This is a genomic window from Leptospira noguchii serovar Panama str. CZ214, from assembly GCF_000306255.2.
In the GTDB taxonomy this organism is placed as follows: Bacteria; Spirochaetota; Leptospiria; order Leptospirales; family Leptospiraceae; genus Leptospira; species Leptospira noguchii.
In genome coordinates this window covers 34,862-48,942 of record NZ_AKWY02000020.1, presented here as the reverse complement: position 1 = coordinate 48,942, position 14,081 = coordinate 34,862, and the positions used below count along the sequence as shown (strand labels likewise).

At 34.0% G+C, this 14,081-nt stretch carries 11 protein-coding genes and 1 pseudogene; 11 read left to right on the top strand and 1 reads right to left on the bottom strand.

Going from position 1 to position 14,081, the window contains the following annotated elements:
* Positions 1 to 541 precede the first annotated feature (541 nt).
* Positions 542 to 1,648 carry an SIR2 family protein gene (locus LEP1GSC059_RS08975; RefSeq protein WP_017213520.1) on the top strand — a complete coding sequence of 369 codons (1,107 nt, stop codon included), beginning with the start codon at positions 542 to 544 and terminating at the stop codon, positions 1,646 to 1,648.
* 431 nt (positions 1,649 to 2,079) lie between these two features.
* Here LEP1GSC059_RS08975 and LEP1GSC059_RS08970 read toward each other — a convergent pair whose 3' ends face one another.
* A complete protein-coding gene (locus tag LEP1GSC059_RS08970; RefSeq protein ID WP_036057387.1) occupies positions 2,080 to 3,150 on the bottom strand; it encodes a thioredoxin domain-containing protein in 1,071 nt (356 codons plus the stop codon).
* Between the two features lie 128 nt (positions 3,151 to 3,278).
* Here LEP1GSC059_RS08970 and hisE point away from each other — a divergent pair, with 128 nt between their 5' ends.
* The 10 genes and pseudogenes from hisE to LEP1GSC059_RS08920 all read left to right on the top strand — a co-directional run bounded on the left by hisE (position 3,279) and on the right by LEP1GSC059_RS08920 (position 13,543).
* On the top strand, positions 3,279 to 3,557 hold the full coding sequence (gene hisE, locus LEP1GSC059_RS08965; protein WP_000394955.1) for a phosphoribosyl-ATP diphosphatase: 279 nt from the start codon (positions 3,279 to 3,281) through the stop codon (positions 3,555 to 3,557).
* A gap of 3 nt (positions 3,558 to 3,560) precedes the next feature.
* Positions 3,561 to 5,489, top strand: coding sequence for a hypothetical protein (locus tag LEP1GSC059_RS08960; protein ID WP_017213522.1), 1,929 nt, complete (start codon positions 3,561 to 3,563; stop codon positions 5,487 to 5,489).
* Between the two features lie 452 nt (positions 5,490 to 5,941).
* Positions 5,942 to 6,706, top strand: a complete 765-nt coding sequence (fabG, locus tag LEP1GSC059_RS08955; RefSeq protein ID WP_002179721.1) for a 3-oxoacyl-[acyl-carrier-protein] reductase — start codon at positions 5,942 to 5,944, stop codon at positions 6,704 to 6,706.
* Positions 6,707 to 7,204: 498 nt separating this feature from the next.
* A complete protein-coding gene (gene acpP / locus LEP1GSC059_RS08950; RefSeq protein WP_000753030.1) occupies positions 7,205 to 7,438 on the top strand; it encodes an acyl carrier protein in 234 nt (77 codons plus the stop codon).
* Between the two features lie 53 nt (positions 7,439 to 7,491).
* The gene (gene rnc, locus LEP1GSC059_RS08945) at positions 7,492 to 8,235 is read left to right on the top strand and encodes a ribonuclease III (protein ID WP_002179962.1); all 744 of its coding nucleotides are present in this window, start codon (positions 7,492 to 7,494) and stop codon (positions 8,233 to 8,235) included.
* 454 nt (positions 8,236 to 8,689) lie between these two features.
* Entirely contained in the window at positions 8,690 to 9,154 is a 465-nt protein-coding gene (locus LEP1GSC059_RS08940) for an NUDIX domain-containing protein (RefSeq protein ID WP_002179702.1), read from the top strand.
* Positions 9,151 to 10,248, top strand: a complete 1,098-nt coding sequence (gene aroB, locus LEP1GSC059_RS08935; protein WP_002179768.1) for a 3-dehydroquinate synthase — start codon at positions 9,151 to 9,153, stop codon at positions 10,246 to 10,248. The genes LEP1GSC059_RS08940 and aroB overlap by 4 nt, the downstream gene beginning before the upstream one ends.
* Positions 10,236 to 11,117: a mechanosensitive ion channel family protein gene (locus LEP1GSC059_RS08930; RefSeq protein ID WP_002179922.1), complete on the top strand. Its 882-nt coding sequence runs from the start codon at positions 10,236 to 10,238 to the stop codon at positions 11,115 to 11,117. Before aroB ends, LEP1GSC059_RS08930 begins: the two co-directional genes overlap by 13 nt.
* Positions 11,118 to 11,352: 235 nt before the next feature.
* Positions 11,353 to 11,800, top strand: a pseudogene (locus tag LEP1GSC059_RS08925) (hypothetical protein).
* Between the two features lie 186 nt (positions 11,801 to 11,986).
* The gene (locus tag LEP1GSC059_RS08920; RefSeq protein WP_017213526.1) at positions 11,987 to 13,543 is read left to right on the top strand and encodes an NAD(P)/FAD-dependent oxidoreductase; all 1,557 of its coding nucleotides are present in this window, start codon (positions 11,987 to 11,989) and stop codon (positions 13,541 to 13,543) included.
* Positions 13,544 to 14,081 lie beyond the last annotated feature (538 nt).

Here is a 14,081-nt window from a genome sequence, read left to right as displayed (position 1 = left end):
TCAAGCCAGAATCCTAATCAGGAATTATTAGTTTGGATATAAAAGAATGGCGAATGCCTTAATTGTAATATTCTGCATATATTTGAATTGATCTTTAAAAGAGCTTTTCCAAAGTAAATCGGCATCGTAAAATTCAGTGTTTTCTACCAACCTCTATAAATTATATTATAAGACTTGGTAAAAAAGAGGCTTTCTCTTAAAGGTTTTGAAAGGAGACATTAAGACTTTACTACACGCTTCTTTAAAGTCTCCTTTTCAATGGCTTCTTTTTTATGTTTCACGAAAGATGCCTGTGTGAAGTTTCCTTTTATATAAAATAATCTAATTATTTTCTCAATTTCACATCTCTGGTAAATTTTATGGATTTTATATTCTACCAAATTTTGGTGAAGCGAATCTTCTTATTTAGAAAAATTAGTTTTATTTGTTTGATCTTGAATATATTTTGTATCCGTTAAGCTTACAGATGAACATTTCGTAATGAAAACTCTTGTTTAAAATTCATATCTAAGCCGGCCGGATTGGTTAAATAATTTAATAAATGAATCAGATATATAATAATAACAATGTGTATGTGTTGGGCGCAGGCTTCTCTAAAGATGCAAACATGCCTTTGACAAAAGACTTCCTTTTTAGAATGAGGGAAGCCGCAGAATGGTTAGAAACAAATCAAGGTTCAGCATCAATCAAGCATATTAGCGATGTTTTTGATTTTAGGCTGAAAGCTGCAAGTGCAGCTTATCGAGTTAATATCAATATTGAAGATATAGAACAGTTATTTTCATTAGCAGCAGCAAAACAATCCTATGATTTTAATAAAGCAATCGTTGAAAGTATCGCAGCTACTTTAAATTACTGTGAAAAAACCTTGGTGCGGAAAAATATCGAACTATCTCTAAGTAAAGAATTTGCTATTAAACTACCAAAATCTATTTTGAAAGCAGAAGTTGGATACAATACAATGTCCAATCTATACTCATGTGATAGTTATGATTTTTACGTTGGAAACATGCTTGGCATATTCAGAAAGAAGAACGTAATTTCTAATAATACTTTTTTGTCGTTTAATTATGATACTATTTTAGAGAATTGCATTTGGAATTTAGGTTATAAAGTAGATTACGGTTTAAGAGGTGCTAATATTCCTCCGGAACTATATAATGCTGACACTGGTATAAAAGTTTTAAAATTGCATGGATCACTAAATTGGAAGGAAAAGTCCGGTTCGAGTGGACTAATTATACAAGCATATCGTAATTATGATGATGCATCTGAGTCAAAGGGTGGTAGAATTCTTTTACCTCCTACGTGGCAAAAATCATTCTCAGGTCCATTGCAATACGTATGGGAAAGCGCGATTACTGCAATTTCAAAGGCTACAAGACTGATTATTATTGGTTTTTCGATACCAGAAACAGATATTCATTTTAAATATCTACTTTCTTCCGGTTTGCAGGATAATATTTCTCTTAGAGAAGTATTATTTGTTAACCCAATGGAAGATGATGAATACTCTTACAAAATCAAAAAGATATTTCATAGTTCTTTTTTGGAATCGGGGCTTGTTAAGCATATAAAGTCGACGGCCACTGAATTTTTAAATGATTATAGTCAACTGGACAGAATTAGCCGAAGACCTGATTTATAAAGTCTTTCGTATATTCGCAACAATACTGAATTTGCGGTTTTGAACCTTTTGCTTCTTGAAATTAAATTTTTACTCCCAGTATATTGAACGAAATATGAGAAATATACTTCAAGTTAATTTTACATAAATCCGTAGACTAAAATTGTACTTTTACTTGTCTCTAGAAAATTAAGTGTCCTTAAATGTTGTGACAAAGCATCATTTCACGCATGTTCGGTAGAATCCAATGCGAAAGAGCTATTATTATGTTTCGATTGTAGAACGTTGTTGCATTGAGTTTTTTTATTCGCCCAGATTTTCTTTTTTTAAAGTCATATCATGAAAGCGTAAACTATGAAATAGATATTTTATTATGTAAGTTCTGAGTAAAAACCAAAGAAATTAATTTTCTAGAGTTAAAGAAAAACAAAAAGATCATATATAAAAAAAATCTAATTTAAAGAATCGATTCTTATTTGAAGATCTTGTTTTTCATCCGGGTCGAGTGTAAGTTCTAGAACTTTTTTATAATCGGCTTTTGCTTCTTCTTTTAGATTTAGTTCTTCATATGCGTTTGCACGAAAGAAAAGAATTGAGGTAAGATCTCCATTTGGATATTTAGAAAGATAAGAGTTAAAAGTTGTGATTGCCAATTTGAAGTTTCCGATCTCTAAATAAGAAATTCCTAAATTAAATAAAGCATCGTGTTTTTTTTCAGGATTTTTGGAATCATTTGAATCAATTGCTTTTTGAAAAAACTGAATTGCCTTAGAGTATTCTTTTGCTTCAAAATAATAAACTCCGGCCTGGAAATTGGTTTGGATACCTTGTGGATCTTTTGTTAAATTTTCCAAATATTCATTCTCAAGATTTCTACGAACGTAAGCATTTTTCAAAGATTTGAGAATCATCTTGGAGTCAGGCATGCCGGTAATCTTATCGATCAAACTACCGTTTCGATCTAAAAAGAGAATTGAAGGATAACCTTTGATTCCGTATTTGCGTTTTAAATTTGGAAACTTATCTCCGTCTAAGGAAAGAGCGACAAATTTGGAAAGTTCGAGCTGAACCTCTTTCTTAGGATAAATTTCTGTCTTGAGAGTTTTACAATAACCGCACCAATCCGCATATACGTCTATAAAGATCGGTTTATTGTTATTCTTTGCTTTTTCGAATGCGATTTGGACTGATTTTTCCCATTGAATTTCGGCTGCAATTGGGAAAGAAAAGAAGGTATAGAATACAATAAAATTCCAAAAAGATAAAATTTTTATCCAACGATTTACAACCAGAAATGAGGTTCTGAGTATAGAAAGTCGTAGCGCTGAATTTCTGCGACAATCCATAAAATCATACTTTTGCAAATAAAAAATTTTTTGACTTGTTTGTAGGAACTCCTGTATCGCAAATGCGCTTTTACTGTAAAATCTTAATCTTTGATTATGGAGCCGCCTGTTTTTGAAATGTGGGAACTCCCATAAGAATTGCTCAGAAAAATTAAAAGTATAGAATAGTTTTTTCATTCTCTATCATCAGACTTTTGAATCAACGTTTTAGCCAGCGTTTTCTTTAAGAAGAACTCTAAAAATACGGTTGTCGGAGAATCGAAGGTTGGGAAAACTAGAAGCAGATTTTAGAAAGGAAACGGTTCATGGAATTTTTGTTACAGTTGGAAAACATACTCAAAAAAAGAAAGCAGGACCTTCCCGATAAATCTTATACAGCGGACTTGTTTCGAGGAGGAGTTGACCGAATTCTCAAAAAAGTAGGAGAAGAAGCTGGAGAGGTAATCATCGCCGCAAAAAATTCGGATAAAAAAGAACTTACACACGAAGTAGCAGATTTACTTTTTCATTTGCAGGTTTTATTAGTAGAACAAGGACTTTCTCTGCAAGAAATTGTAGAAGAACTTCACAAACGCCATTCTTAAAAAATGAACTTATCGGAAAGCTACTTTCCCAAAAGAGTTTCCGACAAAATTATCTTCTTACTTTTACTATTTTTTATACATTCAATATTATTTTATCACAGTTCATGGTTGAGCGACGATTCATTCATAACGTTTCGGGTTGTGGATAATTTTCTAAACGGATATGGACTACGTTGGAATCCTTTAGAAAGGGTTCAAGTTTACACACATCCTCTTTGGCTCTTTTTATTGATACCTATACAATGGGTCATTCGGGAAATTTCGATTTCTGCGTATTTACTTTCTTATCTATGTGGAATTCTTTTTATATTCGTTTATTGTTTTACTTTTTCAAAGTTTCGCAATACGTTCGGATTGATTGTTGTTTCTTTGGGAGTGTTTTTTTCATCTAGAACATTCATAGATTATAATACTTCTGGATTGGAAAATCCGCTTTCGTTCTTACTTTTGCTACTTTTCGAAATAAAATTCTATTCTTTGTATTTAAATTCAAAACAAGAAAATGTAAAGATCGATTCTTATAAAATCGGACTTTTGACGGCTCTATTACTTTTAACACGTTTAGACTTGGTATTATTTCTAATTTTGCCCGGGTGTGTTCTCTTTTGGAGAATTTTTAAAAAGCAAAAAATTCAATTTTTAAAATATTCATTTTTAGGAATATTTTTTTGGTTAGGCTATTTAGCATTTTCTATCATATATTTTGGTTCGTTGCTGCCAAATACTTACTACGCAAAAACAAATGTGTTGTTCTCTTTTTCTGAAAGGATTTTTGCCGGATGGAATTATATCAGAATCAGTCTAAAATGGGATCCGATAATTATTTGCGTATTTGGGTTACACATATTTTGGGTGTTTTCCGGGCCAATTCTAAAACGATTTACAAAAATAGAATGGATCTTATCCGAAAAAGAAAAAGGAATTTTATGGATAAGTCTTGGTTCTATTTCCATTGTATTGTTTTATCTTCTCTGGATAGGTGGAGATTTTATGGCGGGAAGATTTTTGGGGACCTGTTTGATCGTTTCCGTTTTTTCGCAGAGTGTTTTTTTTGTCTTACATTTTGAAAATTCAAATTTAAATATTCAAAATTCTTTATGTACTTTTCCTAAATTAGAATTTAATAAACTAAAATTTTCAAGTTGGAAAGGCTTATTTTGTTTTTGGGATAAACTTTTATTTGTAATCATTTTAATTTATTTTTTTGTATATCCTCTTTCTCCATTTCGTTATATGTTTCAAAGAACTCCGGTTCAAGTAGAAAACGGAGTTGTAGACGAAAGGGCTTCGTATCATGACAATTCTTCCTTAAAACATTGGGCTGAAGGAGTTACACCAGAAACTCATCCTTGGGCTCAGTATGCTATTCGAGTTTCATCTGAGAATCGTTTAAAATCTCCAAATTCAAGTTTAAACTTATTTGATAGAAAACAAGTTTTATGGAAAGAATCAAAAGAGGTTCAAACTTTTAAATTATTAGAAGAAATTCAACAGGTTAGGGTCACTACAAATGTAGGGTTAGCCGGATTTTATGGAGGTCCTCAAATTCACTGGGTCGATCTTTTGGGAATCACTGATCCTTTTTTAGCGAGATTACCTGGAAAGGGTTTTCCCGGACATTATGTTCGTCTTTTGCCGCAAGGTTATAAAGAATATATAGAAGAAATTTCAGTATCTCTTCCGAACAAAGAATTGGATCGTTTTTATTACGAGGTTCGATTGTTAAGCGAAGAAGAAATTTGGACAAAACAACGTTGGAAGGTAATTTTGGATTTTACCTTTTTAGGAAATGGAAATTTTAAAACTAGATATCCATTTGTATTAAAGGAATATCGAAATACCTTATACGGGTTTCCTTTTATGAATTGGAAAGACGAAGACTTGACTCAAAAGTTAATTCGAGAATATTTTGGATCTTCCACGTCCATGTAAAATGATCCAAATCACAACTTAATTTTCTATCTTCATCTAAAATTCTTTAAAATCAATCAATTTGATGAGTTTTACAAAACAGAGGTCTTACAAATTAGATAAATCTATTTTTGTAGTCATTGGGTTCTCTACATTTTCAGGGTTTAACCGTAAAATCAATTTGTAAGAGTTCCCACATATAACTTTATTACAAAAAAATGAAACTATAAAAGATGGATTCACTTAGACCGAACTCATATAAAAAAGAAAATCACAAAAGTTGTATCTTATTTTTATGGTCTTACAAGAGACTTTAAAAAACGATTTCAATAGAATGTGTGTAATAAATGATTTTAGTTGAATATAATTAGAACGTCCGTTCTGTCGCATGTAAGTTAAAAGTTGGAAAACTCCCTTGACCCAAAATTCGAACAAAATACTTTAGCTGCAGAGAACCCGAATAGGAAAGAATTATGATCGATTTAAAAGGAAAAAACGCCGTAGTCACCGGAGCTGCTCGTGGGATCGGAAAATCAACGGCTTTAACTCTTGCAAAAGCGGGAGCAAATTTAGTAATCGCGGACTTAAACGAAGAATCTAGCAAAGCAACCGCGGATGAAATTTCAAAACAGGCCGGCGTAAAGGCGATCGGAGTCGGAACCAACGTTGCAGATGCAGATTCTGCTGCAAAAGCGATTCAAGCATGTGTAGATGAATTTGGATCTGTAGACATTCTTGTAAACAATGCAGGTATTACAAAAGATACTCTTCTTATGAGAATGAAAAAAGAACAATGGGACGCCGTAATTGCAGTAAACCTTACTGGAACTTTTAATTGTACACAAGCAGCTATTAAGTTTATGATGAAAAATCCAAATGGAGGATCCATCATCAATCTATCATCCATTGCTGGGGTAAACGGAAATATAGGACAAACCAATTATTCCGCGTCTAAAGCGGGAGTGATTGGTTTTACAAAAGCGGTAGCGTTGGAAATGGCTTCTCGCAAGGTTCGTTGTAATGCAATTGCACCTGGCTTTATTGCCACTGAAATGACGGATGCGATTCCTGAAAAAATTAGAGCTGCCATGGTTGCGGCGATTCCCTTAAAAAGAGCGGGCCAACCGGAAGATATTGCTAACACCATCGCATTTTTGGCTTCCGATATTTCTTCTTTTATCACCGGCCAGGTGATTGAAGTAAATGGCGGAGGTTTTTTACCTGGAGCAACAGCTTAAGAATTTAAAGTTTTAAAAGATTCTTTCATTCTAAAATAGTGAAAGAATCTCAACTCTTATATTTCCTTTCATTTGTTCGAAAAAAATCTAATTCTAATTTGATCTTATTCTTTTTTCTTTAAAGAAAAACATTTTTCCTTTTTGGGTTTTTTCTTTTTTGGAATAAAATGTAGGATAAAGAATTATTTTGGAAAGATACAATCGGATTTAAGAATTTTAAAAATTGAAACTTTCATTTGCAAAATGTTTGATTCTTAAAGTCTGAATTGTAGGGAAACATTTTATGAATCTTTCTCTACGTTACATTCAATTCGATCAAAACCGATTTAAAAAACAAAAACGAATTATCATTTTAAAGGAGTTTTTTTCTAAAAAAAAGTATATTGGCTTGCCAAATATTTTCAGAATTAAATCTATAAAATTCGGTGGATTTTATATCCGCCTATCTAAATCTAACAAAAAATCATCATACCACCTAAATGTGGTACGGAGGAAACAATGGCAGACTTTGAAAAGGTTAAATCTATTATTGTAGAACAACTTGGAGTGGATGAATCTGAAGTTACACCTGAGGCTCACTTCATCGATGACCTCGGTGCAGACTCTTTGGACACGGTTGAATTAGTAATGGCTCTCGAAGAAGAATTCGGAATCGAAATCTCTGACGAAGACGCTGAAAAAATTCAAACTGTCGGGGATGTAACTAAGTTCATCGACAACCTCAAGTCTTAATCGTTTGAGATTTTCCGGGTTCTTCACGGAACTCGGAATTCTTTTTCTTTCCTTTGAGCTTTAAGAAAGCACAACCTCATTCTTCTCTAAAAGACCCGGAAAGGGTTCTTAATCTTCAAAAACTTTCCAAAAAGATCGGGATCAAGTTTTCAAAAGTAGAATATTATAATACCGCGTTTATTCATAGTTCTTATAAAAACGAGAACGAAGAAATTTTAGAAGATAACGAACGTCTTGAATTTTTAGGCGATTCAGTTTTGGGTCTTGTAGCCGCTCGTTCTCTTTTTCAAAAATATCCAAAAGCAAATGAAGGAGAATTGTCTCGGATCAAATCTAGGATCGTTTCCACTCCAATCTTAAATTCGATCTCTGAAAAGTTGGAACTTGCTGAATATCTTCTTTTAGGAAAGGGGGAAAAAAATTCTCTAGGAAAAGGTAGACGTAAACTTTCCGCAAATCTTTTTGAATCTCTTGTAGGTGCGATTTATTTAGATCAAGGTTTCGAGGTCGCCGAAAAATTTATTCTTAGACATTTATTTGAATTTGTCGAAAATCCTGAAAAAGAGGAATCCGTTAGAGATTATAAAACCCAATTGCAAGAATATTCCCAAAAACACTTTAAAATTCTCCCTATATATAGAATTAAATCGGAATCAGGTCCGGATCATGCAAAGACGTTTCAGGTGGTGGTCAAAATTCGGGATCAATGGGAAGCAATTGGTTCCGGTGTGAGTAAAAAATCTGCCGAACAAAATGCTGCCAAGGAACTTTATAATAGAATTCGAAAAAGGACTTAGTTTGCGGTAGTTTCTACGTTTTTTTAGAGTTTATTTGTAAAATTGTGATTTGTATGAGTTCCCACATTCAGCTTTTTACGGATAAGTTGACGTCGAACTACTTTAAAATAAAGAAGCTCTAATTTTGATTTGATGAAAGTCGCAAAACAACGATTTTATGCAGACATTTGATAGGATGATCATTCTTTTGGAATTCTAAGAGTTCCCTAAAATTTCCGGATCAAAAAACGAAGGACAAATTTTGAAACCAATGAAAACGCCCGGAACTGGCGGATGGATAGGTATATCAAAATTTCCTTATGTGTTTGCAAAAAGAGTGTTATAGAAATAAATTAGCTTCAGTTAGAGCAAATTTCTCATTTTGGTATTACGTACAAAATAGGTTTTGGAACAGACTTTTGACGGATAAGTTAAGATTTCCAAATCAAGATCAAAGGACGACAATCTAAATAGAATGGATTTTTTCTTTAAAAAGAAGGGACTGCGTGTTAGAGTCGCGGCTCTAATCGAAAATTCTCAAAACGAAATTCTACTCATCCAGCAAAAGAAAAAAGACTCCTATTACTGGCTTTTACCAGGGGGTGGGATCGAATTTGGAGAAAGTGCAGAAGACGCACTTAAAAGAGAACTAAAAGAAGAACTTTCTCTTGAAATGAAATCGGCTTCTTTTTTACTTTTAAATGAATCCATAGAACCCGGCGGGAAAAGGCATCTCATTCAACTCGTTTTTTCTGTGAACGTCAAAAAGGAAGTTCCGGAACTCAATTTGAACGAAAAGGCAATCACTGGTTTCGGCTATTTTTCTTCGGCGGCAATTCGAGAAATGGATCTTAGGCCAGACATCAAATCCTTTCTTTTAGAAGGTGGTTTTAAATCTGCGCCGTTTATCAAAAGTATCTGGGTATCAGAAAAAAAATGAGTCTTATCGAAACCATTCCGGTAAATACGGAACACAAGTCTGTTCCGGTTCATCTCCATTCGGATCTTTCCGGTTTGTCGGAAGAGATTGCAAAACTTCCAGGAATCACTTCTGTCTTTTTAATTACTGAAAGATCGATTCATTCTATTTATTCCAAATATTTAGAAAGGGAATTATCGTCTCTTCCCATCAAAACGATTTATATCAAAGGAGGAGAAAAGTCCAAACACATCAATCGAACCGGAGAAGTATATAATCAATTGATTGAATACGGTGCGGATCGTAAGTCTTTGATTCTCGCATTTGGGGGCGGAGTTGTTGGAGACTTTGCCGGTTTTATCGCTTCTACTTATTTGAGGGGAATCCGATTTGTTCAAATTCCTACAACTCTACTTGCGTGTGTGGATTCTTCTGTAGGTGGAAAAGTTGCGGTAAACGCAGATTTCGGAAAGAATATGATCGGTTCCTTTTATCAACCAGAGTTTGTGTTTGCTCCTTTGTCTGTTTTGTCCACTCTTTCGGATCGGGAATGGAGATGTGGTCAAGCGGAAGTTATCAAACATTCACTTCTTTCTGGAGGAGAATACTGGGAAAAGGTGAAGGCCCATTCATTCAAAGATTTGAATGTAAATTCTAAGATTCTTCCTTACTTGATCGCCGAGTCGGTTCGTTTTAAAGCGAACGTGGTTTCGAACGACGAAAAAGAAACCGGACTTCGTAAAATTTTAAATTTAGGGCATACTACGGCTCATGCTATCGAATCCGTTACGAAATATAAAAAATATTCTCATGGAGAGGCGGTTGCGATTGGTCTTGTGACGGCGTTATTGTTAAGCGAACAGTACTCTGGACTCGATTCTGTCACTACAAAAGAAACGATAGAGTCTCTGAAACGTTACGGGCTTCCATTTCAGACTAAATTAAAATCTAAACAACTCGCCAAACATATGCTTCACGATAAAAAAAACGTGGGTGGTTCGATTCGTTTTGTTCTTTTGAAAAGTCCCGGTTCTCCCGTTTTTGATATTCCTGTAGATTCAGAAGATATTATATTAGCAATTCATAAACAAAAAGGTATTCAATGGAATTTGTAATCAATTTTTTTCAGGGTATCAATCCGTTTATACTTCTGAAAACCAAGGAAAGAAGTCTTTCCGAAGAATTGATTCTTATCGTATATTTTATTATTTTTTTAATTCTTTCTTATAAAGTTATCATAGTAGTTCTCGATTTTTTTAAACCTACATTAGACGTCACTTCTCGTTATAACCGTAGAAAAATGGCTCGGATGTCCTTTGTGGTTTTGGGTTTGGTAATTCTTTTACCAGTAGTTTTTTCGGGTCTTTCTTATCTTCCGACCGTAATGGGTTTGGCCGGGGCCGGTATTGTCATTTCTTTAAAGGATATTACGCTCAACTTTGTGGGTTGGTTTTTTATCCACGGAAGTAATGGTTTTGAAGTAGGGGATCGTATTGAAATCGAAGGGGTTAGAGGAGACGTTATCAATATAGGAATGAATCGTTTTACTTTGATGGAAATTTCTTCCGATCCTAAGTCGGATCAATCTACGAACCGTCTTGTCCATTTTCCAAATCATTTTGTAATATTACGCCAGGTAATTGTTGTAAAAGACAAGATGGATTACGTATGGGATGAAATGAGAGTTAAAATTCCCTATGATTCCGATTTTGAAAAGGCAGAAGAGCTTTTAAACGGAATTATCCGTAATAACGCCATCATAGATCAAGGAGAGATTGATTATACTCTTCAGGAACTTTCTAAAAATTATTTGGTTCGTCTGGGAAAAACCTCTCCGATTGTATATCTTTCGTTGGAAGACGGAGGAATCCTTTTTTCTCTAAGATATTTAACTCACGTTAGGGGAAGAAGGGATATGAAAACTAAAATTTCCCACCAGATTTTGAAAGAATTTAAACAGTTTCCTGGAATTAGAATTTTATAATGTTACTTATTGATTGATTTTCTATAAGTTTGAATAATGGAACGTTTAAAGTTTGAGACTTAACGTCAGTGATTTATTATGAACCAATTCTTAAATTGTAGGAATTTCTATTTTTAGAAAACCCTTTCTCATTTTCTTACGCAGAACTCACGTTAAATAGTCGTAAATTTTTTTACAAAGAACTGTTTGAGTGTAAAAGATTTTGTGTTCTGTTGTATAGTTTAGGGTAAATACTTTGTCTCTTAGATTTTTAAAAACTAAATTTATTATTAGTAGGTCTACAATCCGATTTTTCTATTTCATTTTGGTTTTGATTTTTCCTTTTTTACAGTTTTGTGATTCTGAAATAGAACTTTCTATCCCTAAAAAAAATCCATGTAACTTTAATCGATCCTAGAAGTTATCAATTGGAAGATCGATCTTACGAATGGATAAATATAGAATATAAAGAAAATTCTCTCGTTTGGAAATGGATTGCAAAATTAAAAAAAGGATGGGGTTTTTATTATGTGACTCTTCCAAGTAAAGGAATTCTTGTTGATTTTAATCATGGCAGAAGATTGCAAATTTTAGATCATGGAATCATTTATATAACTCCCGGAGAATCAGCTCTGTATCATGATTTTCAAAATGAAAAGTTTCAAGAATTATTGACGCTCTTAATTGAAACACAGAACCAATGAGAGTGCTTCAGTTTGTTTTCTTTTAACTTATATTTTAGTTGGGTTATTTTGTTTTAGTCTTGATTAAAAAACTACCTGAACTTTTAAAATTATCACACAAAAATGTTTAATCAAACGTACACTTTCGTTTTTGAGTTTATAAATTGAGATTGTTCTTACATCCTTTTTTTAAAAAGAAGTATTATTATGATACAAGAACTTCAGCTCCGTGTGGTTCCAGAAGTCGCAGGCGAATATGAAACGCTCAAGACGTTTATTTCTAAAACTTTAAAAATTGAAATACAAGAAATTCATCATATTGAAATTTTGAACCGTTCTATTGATGCAAGACAAAAAACAATCTACTTCAATCTGAAAGTTTTGGTTTTTATCGGAGAGAATTACATAGAGAAACAGATTGTTCTTCCTGATTTTCCAAATGTGTCTAACGCTAAAGAAGTGATTGTAGTTGGCGCGGGTCCGGCAGGTCTTTTTGCTTGTCTTCAACTGATTCTTTCGGGTTTTAAACCGATTCTTTTAGAAAGAGGTAAGGATGTGATGAAACGTCCTTTCGATCTCAAAGAAGTTAATATTCACCATAACGTAAACGAAGATTCGAACTATTGTTTTGGAGAAGGTGGGGCAGGAACATACTCAGACGGTAAACTTTATACCAGATCCAAAAAAAGAGGGAACGTTCGTCAAATTTTAGAATGGCTCGTAGGTTTTGGGGCAAACAAAGACATTCTCGTGGAAGCTCACCCCCATATAGGTACCAATAAACTCCCTAAAATTGTAAAAAACATCCGGGAGAAAATTATAGAAATGGGAGGGGAGGTTCATTTTGAAAAGAGAGTCACCGATTTATTGTTAAACGGAAATCAAATTCAAGGAGCGGTTACGAAAGATGGGGATAAAATATATGCAAAAAATATAATTTTAGCTACCGGACATTCTGCAAGAGATGTTTTCGAGTTGCTTCATCAAAAAGGAATCGAGCTCGAACTCAAACCGATTGCTGTGGGTGTTAGAGTAGAACATAGTCAATCTTTAATCGATTCCATTCAATATAGATGTGAAGTCAGAAGTTCTTATCTTCCTCCTTCTCCTTATAATATTGTAAAACAGGTAGATGGAAGAGGTGTGTATTCTTTTTGTATGTGTCCTGGAGGTGTAATCGCTGCTTGTGCGACTAAACCGGAGGAAATAGTTACAAATGGATGGTCTTCTTCTAAAAGAGCAAGGCCTTCCGCAAACTCCGGAATTGTTGTAGAGTTAAAACCGGAAGATTTTAAACCTTTTTCCAAATTTGGTCCTTTGGCTGCGATGGAGTTTCAAAAAGAGATCGAAAGAAAAGCTTGGTTTGCGGGTGGTCGCACACAAAAAGCTCCAGCACAAAAGCTTGTGGATTTTGTTCAAGGCAAGTTATCTATCGATCTACCTAAAACTTCCTATACTCCTGGGATCACATCGGTTGTGTTAGACGATGTTCTCCCTCGTTTCGTTTATCAATCTTTGCAAAAAGGTTTTCAAGAATTTGATCGTTCTATGAAAGGTTATTTGACAAACGAGGCAGTTGTTCACGCTCCGGAGACGAGGACTTCTTCGCCCGTTTGTATTCCGAGAAATCCTAATTCTTTACAACATGTTCAAATCCAAGGACTTTATCCATGTGGGGAAGGTGCGGGTTACGCGGGTGGAATTATATCTGCGGCGATGGACGGAATCCGATCCGCGACTGCGTGTGTTTTGGCAAGTAGTTAAAAATCATATATAAGAATAGATCTACTCTTATATATGAAAATGATTTTAAAAGTTAACAATTAATTTTGCAAGAATGTATAAGTTCCCAAAAAATTACGCCTCATTGGAAATTGTTGATTTATTTTAAAATTCAAATTCGAATTTTTAAAATAAATTTATCATAATATTTTTATGTTTTCAAGTGCGTATAACGCGAAAGGGATCAATGCGAGGGAACTTCAAGCCATGCTCTCCGAACTAAAGCGTCTCGCTTCTATTGGCGCTCGACAGATCGCGTTGAACTCAAGTTACAATTTTAAAAAATTTTTTATAGTGGGATTTGCAAAACTGCTTCAATTCTTCTATTTTAATACAACGGAAACCTAATCTTCAACAACTCTAATACAAATTGTTCTTCCTAAAAACGGAGATTTGCCTAACGTGAGCGCGGCTTAAGAAAATCTGGGCGAATCCGGCTTGCCACAGACAGCCGGACCGGACCCTCGCTCTGATCAATAAGTTCTATTGTTCTATTTCTTAAGAGTAAGTTTTATATAAT

Bases quoted from the DNA above. Each gene is read 5' to 3' on its own strand.
- LEP1GSC059_RS08960 (WP_017213522.1), top strand. From the start codon at position 3,561: ATGAACTTATCGGAAAGCTACTTTCCCAAAAGAGTTTCCGACAAAATT.
- fabG (WP_002179721.1), top strand. From the start codon at position 5,942: ATGATCGATTTAAAAGGAAAAAACGCCGTAGTCACCGGAGCTGCTCGT.
- LEP1GSC059_RS08920 (WP_017213526.1), top strand. From the start codon at position 11,987: ATGATACAAGAACTTCAGCTCCGTGTGGTTCCAGAAGTCGCAGGCGAA.
- aroB (WP_002179768.1), top strand. From the start codon at position 9,151: ATGAGTCTTATCGAAACCATTCCGGTAAATACGGAACACAAGTCTGTT.
- LEP1GSC059_RS08940 (WP_002179702.1), top strand. From the start codon at position 8,690: ATGGATTTTTTCTTTAAAAAGAAGGGACTGCGTGTTAGAGTCGCGGCT.
- LEP1GSC059_RS08970 (WP_036057387.1), bottom strand. From the start codon at position 3,150: ATGAAAAAACTATTCTATACTTTTAATTTTTCTGAGCAATTCTTATGG.
- LEP1GSC059_RS08930 (WP_002179922.1), top strand. From the start codon at position 10,236: ATGGAATTTGTAATCAATTTTTTTCAGGGTATCAATCCGTTTATACTT.
- hisE (WP_000394955.1), top strand. From the start codon at position 3,279: ATGGAATTTTTGTTACAGTTGGAAAACATACTCAAAAAAAGAAAGCAG.
- acpP (WP_000753030.1), top strand. From the start codon at position 7,205: ATGGCAGACTTTGAAAAGGTTAAATCTATTATTGTAGAACAACTTGGA.
- LEP1GSC059_RS08975 (WP_017213520.1), top strand. From the start codon at position 542: ATGAATCAGATATATAATAATAACAATGTGTATGTGTTGGGCGCAGGC.